This is a genomic window from Paenibacillus turpanensis, assembly GCF_011421635.1.
Taxonomy (GTDB): domain Bacteria; phylum Bacillota; class Bacilli; order Paenibacillales; family YIM-B00363; genus Paenibacillus_AK; species Paenibacillus_AK turpanensis.
The window spans coordinates 66,552-84,294 of record NZ_WTLI01000016.1 but is presented as its reverse complement, the minus strand read 5'-3'; the positions used below and the strand labels follow the sequence as shown (position 1 = coordinate 84,294).

The 17,743-nt window shown below is 51.5% G+C and carries 14 protein-coding genes; all 14 read right to left on the bottom strand.

The genetic code is table 11. From position 1 onward, the window contains the following. Positions 1-52: 52 nt before the first annotated feature. The 14 genes from murG to GQS10_RS15580 all read right to left on the bottom strand — a co-directional run bounded on the left by murG (position 53) and on the right by GQS10_RS15580 (position 17,654). Entirely contained in the window at positions 53-1,165 is a 1,113-nt protein-coding gene (gene murG / locus GQS10_RS15645) for an undecaprenyldiphospho-muramoylpentapeptide beta-N-acetylglucosaminyltransferase (RefSeq protein WP_166243834.1), read from the bottom strand. 7 nt (positions 1,166-1,172) lie between these two features. Then, positions 1,173-2,270 carry a stage V sporulation protein E gene (gene spoVE / locus GQS10_RS15640; protein WP_166243832.1) on the bottom strand — a complete coding sequence of 366 codons (1,098 nt, stop codon included), beginning with the start codon at positions 2,268-2,270 and terminating at the stop codon, positions 1,173-1,175. Positions 2,271-2,339: 69 nt separating this feature from the next. After that, on the bottom strand, positions 2,340-3,740 hold the full coding sequence (gene murD / locus GQS10_RS15635; protein ID WP_166243830.1) for a UDP-N-acetylmuramoyl-L-alanine--D-glutamate ligase: 1,401 nt from the start codon (positions 3,738-3,740) through the stop codon (positions 2,340-2,342). Between the two features lie 3 nt (positions 3,741-3,743). Continuing rightward, positions 3,744-4,691 carry a phospho-N-acetylmuramoyl-pentapeptide-transferase gene (gene mraY / locus GQS10_RS15630; RefSeq protein WP_207952302.1) on the bottom strand — a complete coding sequence of 316 codons (948 nt, stop codon included), beginning with the start codon at positions 4,689-4,691 and terminating at the stop codon, positions 3,744-3,746. A gap of 41 nt (positions 4,692-4,732) precedes the next feature. Continuing rightward, on the bottom strand, positions 4,733-6,124 hold the full coding sequence (locus tag GQS10_RS15625; protein WP_166243826.1) for a UDP-N-acetylmuramoyl-tripeptide--D-alanyl-D-alanine ligase: 1,392 nt from the start codon (positions 6,122-6,124) through the stop codon (positions 4,733-4,735). Continuing rightward, positions 6,121-7,611, bottom strand: a complete 1,491-nt coding sequence (locus GQS10_RS15620; protein ID WP_166243824.1) for a UDP-N-acetylmuramoyl-L-alanyl-D-glutamate--2,6-diaminopimelate ligase — start codon at positions 7,609-7,611, stop codon at positions 6,121-6,123. Before GQS10_RS15620 ends, GQS10_RS15625 begins: the two co-directional genes overlap by 4 nt. A 47-nt stretch (positions 7,612-7,658) precedes the next feature. After that, positions 7,659-9,605 carry a stage V sporulation protein D gene (locus GQS10_RS15615; RefSeq protein WP_166243822.1) on the bottom strand — a complete coding sequence of 649 codons (1,947 nt, stop codon included), beginning with the start codon at positions 9,603-9,605 and terminating at the stop codon, positions 7,659-7,661. A 100-nt stretch (positions 9,606-9,705) separates the two neighbouring features. After that, on the bottom strand, positions 9,706-11,979 hold the full coding sequence (locus GQS10_RS15610; protein ID WP_166243820.1) for a penicillin-binding transpeptidase domain-containing protein: 2,274 nt from the start codon (positions 11,977-11,979) through the stop codon (positions 9,706-9,708). 12 nt (positions 11,980-11,991) lie between these two features. Beyond that, positions 11,992-12,507 (bottom strand): cell division protein FtsL, encoded by a 516-nt coding sequence (locus GQS10_RS15605; RefSeq protein ID WP_166243818.1) that lies wholly within the window; start codon positions 12,505-12,507, stop codon positions 11,992-11,994. Positions 12,508-12,549: 42 nt separating this feature from the next. Further along, on the bottom strand, positions 12,550-13,509 hold the full coding sequence (rsmH, locus tag GQS10_RS15600; RefSeq protein WP_166243816.1) for a 16S rRNA (cytosine(1402)-N(4))-methyltransferase RsmH: 960 nt from the start codon (positions 13,507-13,509) through the stop codon (positions 12,550-12,552). Positions 13,510-13,554: 45 nt separating this feature from the next. Next, on the bottom strand, positions 13,555-13,992 hold the full coding sequence (mraZ, locus tag GQS10_RS15595) for a division/cell wall cluster transcriptional repressor MraZ (protein ID WP_166243814.1): 438 nt from the start codon (positions 13,990-13,992) through the stop codon (positions 13,555-13,557). 319 nt (positions 13,993-14,311) lie between these two features. Further along, a complete protein-coding gene (locus tag GQS10_RS15590) occupies positions 14,312-15,574 on the bottom strand; it encodes an adenosylhomocysteinase (RefSeq protein ID WP_166243813.1) in 1,263 nt (420 codons plus the stop codon). A gap of 27 nt (positions 15,575-15,601) precedes the next feature. Then, positions 15,602-17,263 (bottom strand): bacillithiol biosynthesis cysteine-adding enzyme BshC, encoded by a 1,662-nt coding sequence (gene bshC / locus GQS10_RS15585; RefSeq protein WP_166243811.1) that lies wholly within the window; start codon positions 17,261-17,263, stop codon positions 15,602-15,604. A 160-nt stretch (positions 17,264-17,423) separates the two neighbouring features. Then, positions 17,424-17,654, bottom strand: a complete 231-nt coding sequence (locus GQS10_RS15580; RefSeq protein WP_166243809.1) for a hypothetical protein — start codon at positions 17,652-17,654, stop codon at positions 17,424-17,426. Positions 17,655-17,743: the final 89 nt, after the last annotated feature.

Below are 17,743 nucleotides of genomic sequence, written 5' to 3'. Positions count from 1 at the left end.
TCGTACAGAACAGGTGTGTGACAAAGGCCCGGTATGAACATTTCGGATTATGTTAATTTACATCGATTAAACGGCGCATTTCTTTAAAAAGCAATTTTGCGGAGTTCGGCTGTCCAAGCCGTACGGCCTGCTTCGACATATACTCCCAACGGATCGGATCCGTCATAATGCTTTCAATAACTGTATACAGCCCTTCTCCGGACAACTCATTCTCCTTCACCATAACGGAAGCGCCCTCTTCTTCGAGGATCCGTGCATTTTTCTCCTGATGATTGTTCGTCACGTTCGGAGAAGGAATAAGGACGGAAGGAATGCCGAGCGCGGTTATTTCGGCAATAAAGGTAGCGCCCGCGCGGCTTATGATAAGGGAGGTTGCCGCCAGCACCTCCGGCATATTGTGCACGTAAGGCAGCACATGAACATGCGGGGGGAGCTTCCCTTCTCCCGCACTCAACTGCTCCATCGTTGAATCATAATAAGGCTTTCCGGTAATAAATACAAAATGGACGTTCGGCATACGGCCCACAAAGGGCTTTAACCCGATCATTGCATCATTTACCGCCTTGGCCCCCCGGCTTCCGCCGACCACGACCACAACCTTGCTCCCCTGGGGGAGTCCAAGTGTTTCGAAGCCCTTCCGCGCATCGGCTTCCGCTACGGAGCTCGCTCGCGGGTTGCCGGAGTAAATCACATGCTTTGCCCGCTTGAACTCCAGCTCCGAACCGCGGAAGCTGACCGCCACCGTCGAAACGTAACGGCTCAAAAACTGATTCGTTAAGCCCGGCACAACGTTCTGCTCATGGATTAGCGTAGGAATCCCGAGCTTTGATGCCGCATACATGACCGGTCCGCACACGTACCCGCCCGTACCGACAACGACATCCGGCTTGAACTCACGCAGGAGCTTTTTACAGCGCTGAACCCCCTTTACAAAGCGGATCAACGTTTTTATATTTTCCAATGACCATACATTACGGCGCAGCCCGGAAATTTCGATTGCTTCGAATCGCAGATTTTCTTTAGTAACAATATCCTGCTCCAAGCCCTTTGTTGTTCCTATGTATAGTAATTCCGACTGGGGTTCTTCAACCAAGCATTGCTTCGCTACGGATAGCGCGGGGTAAATATGTCCGCCCGTCCCTCCGCCTGTCAGCACAACCCGCATGGAACGCTCACCTCGAATATCGTGAAATATTTAACAATATGCCCATGGCTGTCAGCATCAGCGTAAGCGATGAACCGCCGGCGCTAATAAAAGGCAGGGTAATCCCGGTAACCGGAAACATCCCGATAACAACGCCGATATTGATGACGACCTGAACCGCCACCATACCGACAATGCCAACAGCCAAAAAGCTTCCGAACGAATCCGGAGCCGTAATGGCCGTCCGCATTCCTCTCCATACGAGCAGCATGAATAAAAGCAATACGAAGGCTCCGCCAATAAAGCCCAGCTCTTCCGCTACGATCGAAAAAATAAAATCGGTTTGCGGTTCGGGCAAGTAGCTGTATTTTTGCCGGCTCATTCCTAAACCTAGTCCTGCAAGCCCTCCCGGGCCAATCGCATACAGCGATTGTATAATCTGGTAGCCGGAGCCGAGCGGATCGGACCATGGATCCATAAATGCAGTAATTCGCTTCAGTCGGTATGGCGCCGCCAGCACAAGCCCGACAAAGCCCGCTACCCCGATCATTGCTAAGCCGCCTAAATGAAGCATACGCGCACCGGCCGTATAAATGATAAGAAGCGATGCGCCGCACAGCACTGCGCCTGTGCCAAGGTCCGGCTGCAGCATAATTAAACCGAAGGCAAGCCCCATCAAGCCAAGCGGAGGCAACAGCCCATGCGTAAAATTCGTAATTTTCGATTTATCATCGGACAGCATTTTGGAAAGAAACAATATCATCCCAAGCTTCATAAACTCGGACGGCTGAATGCCAAACGAACCGATCCCAAGCCAGCTTCGCGCACCGCCGCGCACAACGCCGAGTCCCGGGATGAGTACGATAACCAGCAGGGCAAAGCAAATGATGAGGCCGATTTTCGCATACTTTTTCCAAACCATATAATCGACGTTCATCGTAAAGAACATGGCAGCGACGCCAAGCCCCGCAAAAATCAACTGCCGCTTCAAATAAAAGAAATAGTCTCCGTAATTGTGAAATGCGTTCACGGCGCTCGCGCTGTAAACCATCACGACACCGATCGTAAGAAGTGCTAGTGTTGAAAAAATGATTAGGACATCCGGGGCCGAGCGAACCTTAGACATGTTTGACACCTCGCCGAAATCGATGTAGGACGCGAATGGCGGTTCCGCGTCCCCATTTGTACAACCTTATTAAAGGTTATGCACCGATTTCTTAAACATGCGTCCACGCTCCTCATAGGAAGGAAACATGTCCCAGCTTGCGCATGCGGGAGCAAGTAAAACGACATCCCCCTGCTCGGCAAAATCAAAGGCTGCAGAAACCGCCTCGGCAATCGCTGCCTCAGCATTTTCTACAGTATCGACGACTTTAACGGTATTCAAACCGGCCTGCTTCGCTGCTTTCTCCAGCTTATGCCGGGTTTGGCCAAGCGCCACAAGCGCTTTGACGCCTGTACGGAAATAAGGGATCAAGTCCTCATATTCCGCACCACGGTCCAAGCCTCCTGCAATAAGGACAATGGGAGCTTGGAAAGACTCCACTGCTTTAATGGTTGCCGTTGCGTTCGTCGCCTTGGAGTTGTTATAGTAGAGCACCCCGTCCAGCTCACGGACAAACTCTAATCGGTGTTCGACGCCGCGGAACTCCTTCAATTCCTCAATAATCGCGCTAATCGCGGCCCCGGAAGCGATCGCAAGCGCAGCAGCAGCCAGCGCGTTTTCTACATTGTGCTTGCCCGGTATACTGAGCTCCTCTTCGTGCACAAGACGATGAACGCCTCCGCTTCCATCAGCATAATAGAGCACGCATGTATCGGGGTCTGAATAGACGCCGTAAGTCAGCTTCTGCTTACGGGAAAAGCGCATGATCTTTGCCTTGAGCTCGCCACCTGCGGCAAGGGCCTCCGTTACCGGATGATCCGCATTCAGCACAGCCGTATCTTCCGCCGTTTGATTGGCAAACAGCTTTCGCTTGGATGCGGAGTAATCCTCCATCGTGCCATGATAATCCAGATGCGTTTCCGCTAGATTTAACAGCGCGGCAATACGCGGCCGAAACGCGGCGGTTCCCTTCAGTTGAAAGCTGCTCAGCTCGGCAACCAGCCAATCGCCTTCTTTCGCTTCAATAGCCGCTTCGGTCAGCGCTCTTCCGATGTTGCCTGCGATGATGGCTGAGATCCCGGAACGCTGCAGCATCCGATACGCCCACGTCGTCGTGGTCGTTTTGCCGTTAGAGCCCGTTATGCCGATAATCGGAGCTTTGGATATCCAATAGGCCACTTCCACTTCCGTTACGACCTCAATGCCCAGCTCCAGCGCTCTGGCCACGGGAGGTACGGAATAAGGGATTCCCGGATTCTTAACGACCAGAGCAACATCCTGGTGGATCAGGTTATCCGGATGACCACCACAAATAACAAAAATACCCAAGGCTTCCAGCTCGTCCGCCTCGGGGCATTCTTTCCGTTCTTTTTTATCGTTCACCGTAACGACTGCGCCAAATTGATGCAGCAGCTTCGCTACCGCAACGCCGCTGCGCGCAAGACCTAAAACGACAACCTGCCGTCCTTGATAGGCGCGTGGATGCTCCATGCTTTACAACCCCTCGTTGATGTATAATCCAAGTCCCGCCAACACCAATCCGACAACCCAAAACGTAATGACGACACGCCATTCCGACCAGCCGAGCAGCTCGTAGTGATGATGAATCGGGCTCATTTTAAACACACGCTTGCCCCTTGTTTTAAAGGAAATAACCTGTATAACAACGGACAAAATCTCGATAACAAACACGCCGCCGATCAGTACAAGCAGCAGCTCCGTCTTGGTAATGATAGCAACTGCAGCAAGTCCCCCGCCGATCCCCAGGGAGCCTGTATCCCCCATAAAGACCTTAGCCGGGTGAGCATTAAACACCAAGAAGCCCAGCACAGCGCCAACCATGGCTGCCGAAAATATTGCCGCTTCCGGTTCCGTGTGCAGCAGTGATATAACCGTGAGCGCACCGAATGCGATTGCGCTCGTTCCCGCAAGCAGACCATCTAAACCGTCGGTAAAGTTTACCGCGTTAGAAAAGCCGAGCATCATGATCACGATGAACGGATAATACAACCACCATGCAAGATCGAGCGTAATGTTCGTTAACGGCACGGAAATATACGTTTCATGGCCGTTGTTCGCAAGCAAAATACATACGACGATGCCGAATAAAAGCTGACCGAACAGCTTCTGCTTGGCCGTCAAGCCAAGCGACCGCTTAAATACGATCTTAATGTAATCGTCTAAAAATCCGACTAATCCGTATCCAAGACAAGCAACCAGCAAGACGTAATACTCCGGCGAACGATCGGCGAATTTGAGAAACGCAAGCGAAAGCGCAAGGAGGATGATCGTTCCGCCCATCGTCGGCGTCCCGGCTTTTTTCAGATGCCCTTGCGGTCCGTCGTTCCGGATTTGCTGCCCGAATTTCAGTCTTCTGAGCACCGGAATGAGCAGCGGACCGACGATTACGGCCAAAAGAAACGACACCCCTAAGGTGAGCATAATCGCATTGAGTTCCACTTTGCCGTACCCCTCTCTCCTACTTAAAGATATGCCTTTAACAGCCGTTCTACGATCTCTTCCATCTTCATCCCACGGGACGCCTTCACCAGCACGGCATCCTCAGGACGAAGCTCCGGAAGTAATGCGTCGCACAGCTCCTTCTTTGTTTCAAACCAAAACACGCGATCCTTAGGAAGCACTTCGGAGGCGCCGGTAATGATTTGTTTCGACAGCGGTCCATAGGCATATACCGCATGAACCTGCCGCGGATCGATATATTTGCCGATTTCCCGGTGATATTCCTCCGCGTTCGGCCCAAGCTCCAGCATATCGCCGAGAACCGCGATTTTGTTCCGGAATCCGCGCAAATCATGCAGCAGCTGCAGGGCTGCCTTCATGGAGGTCGGGCTGGCGTTATAGCTGTCGTTCAGCACCGTAATGCCGCTGACGCCCTTCTGCCGCTCGATCCGCATCCCAGTAAGCCTCAGCTCGCGCAAGCCGCGAACGATTTGCGCCTCGCTCACTCCCATGTACTTTGCTGCGGCAATGGCTCCGATCGCATTGACAATGTTATGCCGTCCGAGCACCGGCAAATAATACGTGGTCCGCGGAGAGTTGTTCAGCGCGAAATAGCTGCCTTCGCCATCTTGTAAAATTGCACAGGGATAAAAATCATTTTCTCCCGTTTCGCCGTAAGTCAAACGGAGCATGGACTCCGGTTTTTCCGCCTCAGGTAAATATTGAGCGATAAGCGGCTCCTCGCCCGGATAAATAAACAAGCCATCGCCGCGCAATCCATGGAGAATTTCAAGCTTTGCTTTGGCGATCTCATCGCGTGACCCGAGCTGCTCAAGATGAGCCTCGCCGATGTTCGTAATTAAAACAACCTCCGGCTCGGCCAGCTTGCTGAGCAGACTAATTTCACCGCGTCCACTCATCCCCATTTCGATAACGGCCATTTCGGTATTTTCCTCCAGCTGCAGCAATGTCAGCGGCAAACCGATGTGGTTGTTAAAATTGCCCTGGGTTTTGTGAACCCTATAGGTCGTCGTTAAAATTGCGGCGATCATATCCTTAGTCGAGGTCTTGCCGTTGCTTCCAGTAACGCCGATCACTCGAACGTTCAGCTGCTTCCGGTATTCATGTGCAAGAAGCTGAAGGGCGTCAAGCGTGTTTTCTACTAGGATAACCGGGCCGGCCGGAGCCTCGCCGCGGTCCTTTTGCCAGAACGCGGCGGCAGCGCCTTGTTCAAGGGCCTGCTGCACGTAAGTATGCCCGTCGAAGGTCTCACCGACCAACGGAACAAACAGCTGGCCCGGACGAATCGTGCGAGAATCGGTGGAAACTCCCTTAATCGTTAGAGCTTTCCCATCCCCATCCCATAAGGACGATCCGTTCACCATCTGCAGCACTTCCCCAAAGGTGCGCTTCATCGATTCGTTATTCTCCTTATCGCGTTCGCAGCCACAACCCGATCATCAAAGTCATGGGTAACGCCTTGTATAATTTGGTACGTTTCATGGCCTTTTCCCGCAATTAATACTACATCCTCCGGGCCTGCCATTTCAATAGCCTTTTCGATCGCCTGACGTCTATCTTCGATTAGTTCGTAACGCTGCTTCGGATATCCGTACTCAGCAATGCCCTGCTCAATATCCTTGAGAATCGCATTCGGCTCCTCCGAACGGGGATTATCCGAAGTAACAATGACGTAATCGCTGTATTCGGCGGCGATCCGTCCCATAATCGGGCGCTTCGTCCGGTCGCGGTCCCCCCCGCAGCCAAACACCGTAATGATCCGCTTCTCCGCGAATTCTTTTACGGTTGATAGCACATTTTGAAGCCCGTCAGGCGAATGTGCATAATCCACGAGCACGGCAAAGGACTGGCCTTCGTTAACCGCTTCGACACGGCCCTCCACGCCCGGTATCGACTCCAAGCTTGCTTTAATATGCTCAAGCGGTACGCCCTCGGCCAGTGCAGCCGCAGCTGCGGCAAGGGCGTTGTAGACGTTAAACTTACCAAGCATGTTCAGGCGCATCGGAACCTCGCCGGCGAAGGTCGACATTATAAATTCGACCCCTTGCGCGCTCAGCTTTACATCCAATGCCCGAACATCGGCTGTGCGGTCAACGCCGTACGTGATGAGCTGTGCCGATGTCAGTCCGGCGAAGTATGCACTCGCCGGATCATCCGCATTCAAAACCGCGCATCTGCGGTCAGCCGGGTCCGCTGCGTCGGAATTTCCAAGGCGGGAAAATAGAAGTCCCTTAGCCTCACGGTAATTCTCCATCGTCTGGTGATAATCCAAATGATCTTGCGTCAGGTTCGTAAACACCGCCGTACGGAAGCGAACTCCCTTCACTCTACCCTGCTCCAACGCGTGACTGGAGACCTCCATAACGCAGTATGTACAACCGGCATCAGCCATTTTCCGCAAATTATGCTGCAGATCAGCCGCGTCCAGCGTTGTACGCTCTGCTTCATAGGAGACATCGCCAATTTTGACACGAATGGTTCCCATCAATCCGACACGGGCACCATGATCCTCCAAAATCTTCTCTATTAAATAAGTCGTTGTTGTTTTCCCGTTTGTGCCCGTCACGCCGATAACGTTTACCGATCGGGACGGGTATTGGTAATAATGATTAGCAATAACCGCCATTGCATACCGGGCATCCGGTACAATTAGCTGCGGCACGTCAAGCTCAAGCTCCCGTTCTACAACAAGTGCTGCCGCCCCCTGTGCAACCGCATCAGGCGCATACTGATGTCCGTCCACAGTATGGCCGGGCAAACAAATAAACAGCTGGCCTGCCGCGACTTTACGCGAGTCGGTAGCAATTCCGTTAAATGAAACTGTGCTGTCCCCCGTAATACGGGAAACATACAGCAAATCCCCTAATTCTTGCAGCTGCATAAAATCCCTCCGTTCATAACGATCCATATTCGGATATCGACGAAACATTACTCCGATGTTGTGGAATCTTGCTTCGGATCGGAGAGATATACACGAATCGTCGAGCCTCGCTCTACCCGAGTACCGGCCTTCGGCGCCTGCGAAATGACTGTGCTGCCGGAACCGGCCCGCGCCAAATTAAAATTCATGTTTAAATCCTCATAAATTTCCGTTACGGTCATTCCAACAAGGTTCGGAACCACCACAATCGGGGTTTCCCCATATGTATATGTTCGTTCGATCTGTTCTTTACTCGGTTCAACACCCATATATCGCAAGGAATCGGACATGATGCTCTTAACCAGAGGCGCTGCGATTAATCCCCCAAACTGCAATCCCTTCGGATCATCGACAGCAGCGTACACGATAAGCTTCGGATCGTCAGCCGGCGCAAACCCGATAAAGGATACGATATGTTCATCAGCCGAGTAGCGTCCGTTGATTACCTTTTGCGCAGTCCCGGTCTTGCCTCCTACCCGGTAACCGTCGATAAACGCATTTCGTCCGGTTCCCTTCGCAACGACTGTTTCCAGGGCTTCGCGAACCTGCTTCGACGTTTCCTCCGTTATTATGTTATCACGGATGAGCGTCGGTTTCACTTCTTTTACCATTTCTCCGGTTTCCGGATTGACCCAGCCCTTAGCTACATGCGGCTGATACAGCTTTCCGCCGTTAATCGCCGCGGATACGGCCGATATTTGCTGGATCGGCGTAACCGATACCCCTTGACCAAACGCAGTTGTCGCCAGCTCGACCGGACCTACACGATCCAGCTTAAACAAAATGCCGTTTTCCTCGCCGCCTAAATCGATACCAGTCTTTCGGCCGAAGCCAAAATTCGTTATGTAGTTAAAAAGCGTCTCTTTCCCTAAACGCTGTCCCAATACGACAAAGCCAGGGTTACAGGAGTTTTGTACAACCTCCAAAAACGATTCGCTGCCGTGCCCTCCGCGCTTCCAGCAGCGAAGACGGGCGCCGCCGACCTCAATCGCGCCGGGATCATGGAATCTTTCGTTATGAAGGTCGACCTTCCCTTCATTTAATGCCGCCGCAAGCGTAATGATTTTAAAGGTCGAGCCCGGCTCATAAGTCATCCAAATAGGCAGATTGCGGTTATATACCTCTGAAGAATACTCTCTGAACTTGTCAGGCTCGTAGCCCGGCCTGCTGGCCATTCCCAAAATCTCACCGGAATTCGGATCCATCGCAATGGCAATTACATGCTTCGCCTGATATTTCGTCATCGCTTGATCAAGCTCACGCTCCATAATCGTTTGGATATGCTTATCGATGGTCAACTGAAGATTGAGTCCATCCGTCGGCTTCTGAAACGTATCGGATGAGCCCTCCATCTTTTGCCCGCGAGCATCAGACAGAAAGGAGATGCTTCCGTTGTGGCCCGCCAGCTCCTTATCATAAGCCGCTTCCACACCGGTCAGGCCTTGATTGTCAATGCCGGTAAAGCCGAGTACATGAGCCGCTAGTCCCCCGTAAGGATAGTATCTTTGGTTATCCTCGGCGACAACAATCCCTGGCAGGTTCAAGGCGCGGATTTCCTCCGCCTTCTCCTGGGTGATCTTCCGTCCGCCCGGATTAATGTTGACGATCAGCTTCTTTTTCGTGATCGTCTGCAGCACCTTCTCCTCAGACATCCCCAGTGCCGATGCAAGCTTCGCCGCTGTCGCTTCCGGCTCCTTTACTTGCGCGGGAACAGCCATAACCGAAGGGGTGGTTACGTTATAAGCAAGCCGTGCCCCATTGCGGTCCCAAATTTCACCCCGCTTGGCGGCAAACGGGATTTCACGCCGCCAGTTTTCCTCCGCCTTATTCGACAGCCACGTCCCCATCCCCAATTGCACATAGCCAAGCCTAATGATGAGGGCTAAAAACAAAACCGTTGCGCCAATCAAAGCTATAAACAGCCTCCGGCGAATCGTCACACTTGAAACCTTCATATATTGCGCCCCCCGTTTGTCCGATGGATTAACGGTAACGGAAGGATGTTACCGTTTCATATCCAGCCTATTCTGGACAAACAGGGGTTAGAACAAGCTGTCAGCGCTTTTCTTCCTTACCCTTCTTTTGCAGCCACTCCCCCGCCGGACGAAGCTCCAAACGCAGTGCACGCACAGCGCTGCCCTGGGATTCCGCTGCCGGATCGCTTGCTTCAACATCGCTTGCGCCAAAAGCCGTTTCTTGATTATATACGTAACCTTCTCCCGTTACTTCGCAAGAAATTCCTAGGAATGTACAGATCTCCAGCGCATCGCGAATCGACTGACCCGTCATATCCGGGATCGGCGCTTCCGCTTTATCGACCGTCAAGGCATACACCGTTGAGCCGCTCGCAAGCTCTTTTCCAGGAACGGGATATTGACTGATCACCGTTCCGCCTTTCCCGAGCACCTCTATCGAAAGCTCGCTTACCCCTGCTTCCTTCTTTGCTTCCCCAGGCGTTTTCCCTTTAAAATCAGGGACCTTCACCATTTCGATCACAGCATTAGAAGCAGATACGGCGTTCGTACCGGCTGCAGCTTGGTCACCCGCCGCCGCGAGTGTCGGCTGCGCGCCTAAATAGTGAAGGCTTCGGCTCATCGCTTCCTGGAAAGCAGGAAGCGTCACCCCGCCGCCGTTATGATAATTTCCACCGATATCCGGTTCATCTGCAAAGATACCAATGACGATTTTCGGATCCTCGACAGGAGCATACCCGATAAAAGAAATCATATAAAGGCCGCTTTCATCGTATTTACCATTAATAACCTTACTTGCCGTACCGGTTTTACCGGCTACCTTGTAGCCCTCAATTGCCGCCTTGCGCCCTGTTCCGTTCGGATCGGAAACAACCTTTTCCAAATAGCCCGAAACGGTAGCCGCCACCTCAGGAGAAACAACGTCACGGATCGCCTTCGGCTGATGCTCTTCGATGATTTGCCCAGTCGCCGGATCGGTTACCTTTCGTACGATATGCGGCTCCATCAATTTACCGCCGTTCGCAATCGCCGCATAAGACGAAACGAGCTGCAGCGGAGTCGCCAAGATACCGCCTTGACCGAAGGTAGCAGCTGCGATATCGGCAGGGTACTTAAAGCGCACAAGACCTCTCGCCTCTCCCGGTAAATCGAGTCCGGTTTTTTGCCCAAAACCGAACAAATCGATATAACTGCGCATCTTTTCCTCTTTTAAGGTCTCATATCCCAGCTTGACCATGGCTACGTTACTCGAACGGAGCAGACCCTCCAAGTATGAAATTTTCCCCCAGCCTACATAGTTATGGTCATGAATGACCGCGCCCGGAACCTTTATGCTTCCAGACTGAAAGTCACTTCCGGGCTGGAACACTCCTTCGTTGATCGCACCTGTAAGGGTAACCAGCTTGAACGTTGAGCCTGGCTCATATACGGAAGCGATCGCATGGTTTTTTAACACCGATTCACCCGGGATCGACCAGTATTGATTAGGATCGAAGTTTGGAAAATTGGCCATTGCCAAAATCTCACCGGTTTTCGGATCCATTGCAATTCCCGTCAAGCTTTTCGGCTGATACTTTAAGTACGACTTTTGCAGCGCCGCTTCCAAATAATGCTGAATGTTTTGATCGATGGTTAAATGGATATCCTTCCCGTCCACCGGGGGCTCTATCGTCATCTTAGAACCGGGAACACGCATACCGCCGCCGTCGCGTTCATAGAGAAGCTTGCCCGGTACACCTCTTAAGAAAGAATCATAGGCTGCTTCAAGCCCGTAATCCGGCTTTCGTTCATCCTCTAAATATGTAAAGCCTAGAATTTGGGAAGCGAGCGAGTCCTTCGGGTAATATCTCCGCTCATCCTCGATTAAGAACAATCCGTCCCACCATCTTGACTGAATATTATGCTCTTCTTTCAATTCGGCTATCAACTCACGGACTTTATCGGCCGTCTCCGGATCGATTTTCCAGCCCTCTCTTCGGATTTCCACATGCCGAAGCAGCTCTCCATTACTGTTGCGTTTGGTCACCAAAGCCAGCAAATCGGTTTCCGGTTTGTTTAAGATCGGAGCGAGGCCTTTGACGATTTCATCGGCGATCCCTTCATTGCTGACGGTTTGCGGATTGACGGCAACAGTAAAAGCTTGTGCATTTTTTGCTAAAATTTGATCCTTACGGTCGAAAATCGTGCCTCTCTTCGGCTGAAGCGTCTTCTGTGTTTTCCACATCTGTTCCGCTTCCTCTACCAGCTGCGAAGCTTCTACGATTTGAACCCAATAGACTCGAGCGACTAAAACAGCAAAAAAGAGGGTAAAGATCCCCCCAATTAATAATGTGCGTGCTCGTATTTTTTTTGTCATCGGAAGAAAACCCTACCTCTTAGCTTGATTTTCGGAGTTTCGTAAGCCATCTGCAGCCGCAATAGTTCTTCCGTCTGTTTTTCGCGTTGTAGGCGCCTGTTCTTTTGCTACTTTTACCGGCTGGCTCTGCGTTTTCTTCACAACAGTTGTTGTTTGTTTATTCTCAGCAGAAAGCTTGGCCAGTTCGCTTGGCTGCAGTAGACCAAGCTGTTTCCCCGCATCGATAAGGCGTTCCGGGGACTGCAGCTTGTCTACCATCAGCTTCAGCTCGTTGTTTTCGACCTCTAACCTTTTTATATCTCTCTCAATTTGCTGCATTCGCACACCCATCTCGTAGATTTGGGCATAGCGCCAAATAATAACGCCCGCAACGACACAGCAGATTACTATCGTAAATAAATAGAGCAGCTTTTCTTGAGTGGGCAGCGACTTTCTCCGGTACGCGATCTTACGGACCTCTTTTGTCTTACTCTGCTGCTGAACCTCGGTTTCAGCCAAGGCTACACTGCCTCGAACATAAGCTGGCACTAGCAAAACCCCCTAATACAATAATCAAAAGCGATTACAAATTCAATTGGTAATCTTTTCCGCAATGCGAAGCTTGGCTGAGCGTGCTCTCGAATTATGCTCGAGCTCCTCGGCACTTGGCTCAATCGGCTTTCGCGGAGTCAATTTAAGCGTCCCTTTGGTTCCGCACATACATACCGGAAGGCCCGGCGGGCATGTGCATTTTTCAAGCAGCTCCGCAAATTTCTGTTTGCAGATGCGATCCTCCAGCGAGTGGAAAGTAATGACGGCCACACGGCCTCCCGGCGCCAAGCAGGCTACGGCTTGGTCCAGCGCATCCTCGAACGCACCCAACTCGTCGTTAACCGCAATCCGAACCGCCTGAAAGCTTCTCCGTGCCGGATGCGGACCCGAACGGCGTGTAGCTGCCGGGATTGCATTTTTCACAATTTCCGCAAGCTCAAAAGTCGTCTTAATCGGCTTTTCAGAGCGCTCCTGAACGATTCGGGAAGCGATTCTCCTTGAAAACTTCTCTTCCCCATACTCATAGAGCACACGGGAAATTTTCTCTTCTGGCCACTCGTTAATGAGCTCGTACGCGGTAAACGGAGCCGTCTGGTCCATCCTCATATCAAGGGGAGCGTCCTGATTATAGCTGAAGCCCCGCTCTCCTTCGTCCAGCTGCGGCGATGACACACCGAGATCAAAGAGGATTCCGTCAACCTGCGGAATTCCGTCCTTTTTCGGGACAGCATCCAGCTCCAACAGTTTTTCACGCAAATGCCGAAAATTACTTTTAACCAGCTCAATACGGCAGTTAAATCCGGCCAGCTTCTGCTTCGCATGATTAAGAGCGGTATCATCCTGATCAAAAGCAATGAGCGTTCCCTTTTCACCCAGCTTAGAAGCGATAAGTGAGCTGTGTCCCGCCCCGCCTAATGTACAATCCACATAAATTCCATCCGGTTTAACCTGAAGTCCGTCCACCGCTTCATTCAGCAGTACGGTGATATGATGAAACAATCGTGTTCCTCCTTACAGCTTTTGCTTTCCGAGATCCGGCACAGACTACAAATCGAAATTGAAATCAACCAGCTTTTCTGCGATTTCGTTAAACGATTCTTCGGATGCGTTGTTGTACTCATCCCAAATGTCCTTACTCCAGATTTCCACGCGGGAGGAAACGCCGATAACGACGCAATCCTTTTCAAGCTTAGCGTGTTCCCTTAAATTGGGCGGTATATTTACTCTGCCCTGTTTATCCAGCTCGCATTCCGTGGCGCCCGAGAAGAAAAAACGGGTAAAGGCGCGTGCATCCGACTTCATTAAGGAGAGCGACTTCAGCTTTTGCTCCATCACTTTCCACTCTTCCATCGGATATACAAACAAACAGTTGTCCAAACCACGCGTAATGACAAAAGAGGCGCCGAGCTCATCGCGGAATTTCGCCGGAATGATCATACGACCTTTTTCATCGATGCTGTGTCCATATTCACCCATGAACATCGTATGTCACCCCCTGCTCTCCACTTATAACCCATTCTCCACCACTTTACACCACTTTTCACCACTAAGATAGGTTGATTCGCCGTCCAAAAAGAAAATCCTGCTTATTGGCAGGATTTTCGTAAATATTTTTCATATTAGGCTTGGTTATTTGCAAAAAAAGAGGCAGCCATCCGGCCGCCTCTCGTTGGAATCCATAAAAACGTCAACTCACGTAACAAAGAATTCACCCGATACACACGAAAGGGCAAATCACCTTACTTGAGCTTCCTATACAATCGTTTGAACCTTACGAATCACAGAAATCATCAACTTATGCTTAATGCTCCGCCCACGAATCCAAATACGATTTTTGCTCGGCAGTAAGCGAGTCGATGGACGTACCCAAAGATTCCAGTTTATAACGCGCCACCTGCTCATCCAGCTCATAAGGCACATTTACCACTTTATTGCCGATTTCCTTATAATGGTCGTTTACATATTTCAACGACATGGCCTGAAGCGCAAACGTCATATCCATAATCTCTGCAGGGTGACCGTCGCCAGCCGCCAGGTTCACCAGGCGTCCTTCTGCAAGAAGATAAATCTTACGTCCATCCTGAAGCTGGAATTCCTCAATGTTGCGGCGAACCGTGCGTTTAGACACCGCCAGCTCCTCAAGCTCCGGCTTGTTCACCTCGACATCGAAGTGGCCCGCGTTGGATAGGATCGCTCCATCCTTCATGACCTTGTAATGCTCGCCGCGAATGACATCACGATTGCCGGTTACCGTAACGAAATAATCTCCGTGCTTCGCCGCCTCAATCATCGGCATCACTTCGAAGCCGTCCATATAAGCTTCCACTGCTTTAATCGCATCGATTTCCGTTACGATTACCTTGGCGCCAAGCCCTTTCGCACGCATAGCCACCCCTTTGCCGCACCAGCCGTAGCCTACGACAACGACCGTTTTCCCTGCAACAACAAGGTTTGTAGTCCGGTTAATGCCATCCCAAACGGATTGGCCTGTACCGTAACGATTATCGAACAAATACTTACAGAAGGCGTCGTTAACGGCTACCATTGGGAATTTCAGCTGCCCCTCGCGCTCCAGCGACTTCAAACGTAAAATGCCGGTTGTCGTTTCTTCCGCTCCGCCGCGCACCTGGGCCAGCAAGTCCTGACGCTCGGAATGCAGGATCGTCACCAAATCGCCGCCGTCGTCGATAATCAGATCTGGCTTTGTTTCCAGCGCCTTAACATTCAGGCTCTTGTATTCTTCCGGCGATGGGTTGTACTTGGCAAATACCGTAATGCCGCTATCCACCAAGGCTGCACATACGTCATCCTGGGTTGAAAGCGGATTGCTGCCCGTCATCACCACATCGGCTCCGCCTGCTTGAATCACTTTCCCCAAGTACGCTGTCTTCGCTTCCAAATGAAGCGAAATCGCAACACGCAGACCTTTAAACGGCTGCTCCTTCTCAAATTGCTCGCGGATGCGGTTCAAAACCGGCATATGCGCTTGCACCCAATCAATTTTCAGCTTGCCCTCGGCCGCAAGACCTGGATCCGCAATTATGCTTTCAATTTTTGTATTCATGCGTATGTATATCCTCCTGTTTCCATTCTACAAGTAAACGGCATAATGGCCGCCATGAAGATCGAGCTCCTGTTCAACCAGCTGATCAAGCCAATCCGTCCCGTACTTGGACAAATAAACAAATCCATTATACACTCTTTCCTGCGGTTTGCCGAGCGGAAGAAGCGAGCGTCCGATACGCTCGAACTGTCTTACGCCGGCCTCGTGTCTGCTTTGCAGAGCATCCATTGTTTTTTGCTTTAAAAAGGCGATCTGTTCCTGGATTTTGAGCAAATTGGTATCACCCAGCTTCCGGAGAGCTGGCTGAATCTCCTCAATCATCTCCAGCAGCGGTCCATATTGGGTATTCACCGCATCCTCGGCCGCCGCAAACCGCGCTTCAACCCCCCATTGATCCTGCCGGGCAAGCCAATCCATCTTCAACTTTTCCAATTCCTGTCCATTCAACGCCTGCCCAAGCGCAACCCCGTATTTTTCCAAATTTTTGTGGACGGTTCCTTCAATCATCGTAAACGAAGTACGCGGCACCACAATCGGCATTTTCATATCAAGGGAGTGGAATGCATGTCGCAGCAGCCCCCAGTACGCCACCTCTGACGGTCCGAGCACGGTAGCCAGCACCGGGAACAAATATTCCTGCATGACCGGTCTGGTCAGCACGTTGTTGCTCAGCCGCTCCGGCTCCTCGGAAGCGTAGTGCAGCAGCTGCTCCTCCGTAAGCGGCAGTCTGCCCTTGCGGTCGGAAAATCCCCCACCCGCGTGGCCGTACATGAGAAGCCGCTCCCCCTCGTGCAGCACAAACAATTGCAGCGAATCGGACCGCACCTCGGCTTCGGCTGTAAAACCAGCTTGCTCGACTGCCGAACGCCCCTGCTCCAGCGCATTCCCATAGTCCGCCCGCCGGCGAATGAGCTGCTGGAACATCTCACGTTCAAGACTGCGAACAGCCGGGTCCGCCGAATCCACAAGAACAAGTCCATGCTTGCCAAAGAGGCTCGCCATGATCCGGGCGAAGCAGTCCGACGGGCTGCTTGATTCCGCAAACGCCTTTCGCAAAGTAATGATCAAATCAGGCTTAAATTCAGTATCAAGAAGCCCGCCTTCAAACTGCTCCAACGCGTCCTCCCACGCCAATTGGTTCATCGATACATACGAGACGGAAGTTCTCGGAGGCTCATCCTGTTTAACGTTTATTTTAATTTTTTGGATTTCCTGCTCTTTCGTTATGCCATATGTATGATTGACCTCATCCCAGTCATGATCTTCTCCGGCAACCCAAAATACAGGTACAACTCTGCGCCCAAGCTCACGCTCCGCTCTTCGCGCTGCGCTGAGGATCGTAACTGCTTTATGAAGAACAAGCAGCGGTCCCGTAAATGCGACAGCCTGTTGTCCTCCGACCACAGCCACCGTACCGGATTGGGCCAGCTCCTTCGCGCCCTGAATTGCCTCCTGCGAGTTTCCAATCCGTTCGTTATAGGCGATAAGAACCTCGGATAACGCTTCTTTCGAAGCGTTTGGATGACTCCGGCTGTCCAGCCATTCCAACCTTTCCCGCCAGCCATCCGGCCGGTACGGATGGAAGTCATATAGGGATGCTATACGTTCAAAAGAATGGACATAAGCGTCGGCAAGCGGCGCCCGTGTCAACTCCGGTGCCTGTTCAATTCGAATCGTTCTGCGAGTCAATCTTTACCCCTCCGCTCATCCCGATAAATTCTTCTACTTACAAAATGTTAGCACTTATCTTATTGTACACTTCACGCATCGGACCGTCAAAACGAAACAAAAGAGGGCGTCTCCCAAACAGGGAAAGCCCTCACGCTCAAAATTTCAGCATTATCGCTTCCTATTCCATGACCTTTCCTTCTTCGCTACCGCTCGAGGACTCCTTAAGCTGCCCATACATTTCTTCAGGCATCACCATAACAGGCTCCTCTTTTTCGGCGCCGGTTAAGCGCATAATTCGGTCCAAAAGATCTTTTCGTTCCGCCAAGTGAAGCTGGTGCTGATGATGCATATAGACGAGGAGCGCTGCAATCGCAAAAAATAACGGCAGCGTCGCCCAGATCAGCTCCATTCGATCCACCTCCCGCATGAAGCAAGATGACAACCGAATTCCCTATATAATACGCAGCCCAGCTTCAAAATAGTAAGGTTGCCCCATAA

Bases quoted from the DNA above. Each gene is read 5' to 3' on its own strand.
- spoVE (WP_166243832.1), bottom strand. From the start codon at position 2,270: ATGTCTAAGGTTCGCTCGGCCCCGGATGTCCTAATCATTTTTTCAACA.
- mraY (WP_207952302.1), bottom strand. From the start codon at position 4,691: ATGCTCACCTTAGGGGTGTCGTTTCTTTTGGCCGTAATCGTCGGTCCG.
- GQS10_RS15580 (WP_166243809.1), bottom strand. From the start codon at position 17,654: ATGGAGCTGATCTGGGCGACGCTGCCGTTATTTTTTGCGATTGCAGCG.
- GQS10_RS15610 (WP_166243820.1), bottom strand. From the start codon at position 11,979: ATGACAAAAAAAATACGAGCACGCACATTATTAATTGGGGGGATCTTT.
- GQS10_RS15590 (WP_166243813.1), bottom strand. From the start codon at position 15,574: ATGAATACAAAAATTGAAAGCATAATTGCGGATCCAGGTCTTGCGGCC.
- GQS10_RS15620 (WP_166243824.1), bottom strand. From the start codon at position 7,611: ATGCAGCTGCAAGAATTAGGGGATTTGCTGTATGTTTCCCGTATTACG.
- mraZ (WP_166243814.1), bottom strand. From the start codon at position 13,992: ATGTTCATGGGTGAATATGGACACAGCATCGATGAAAAAGGTCGTATG.
- GQS10_RS15615 (WP_166243822.1), bottom strand. From the start codon at position 9,605: ATGAAGGTTTCAAGTGTGACGATTCGCCGGAGGCTGTTTATAGCTTTG.
- murG (WP_166243834.1), bottom strand. From the start codon at position 1,165: ATGCGGGTTGTGCTGACAGGCGGAGGGACGGGCGGACATATTTACCCC.
- GQS10_RS15625 (WP_166243826.1), bottom strand. From the start codon at position 6,124: ATGAAGCGCACCTTTGGGGAAGTGCTGCAGATGGTGAACGGATCGTCC.
- murD (WP_166243830.1), bottom strand. From the start codon at position 3,740: ATGGAGCATCCACGCGCCTATCAAGGACGGCAGGTTGTCGTTTTAGGT.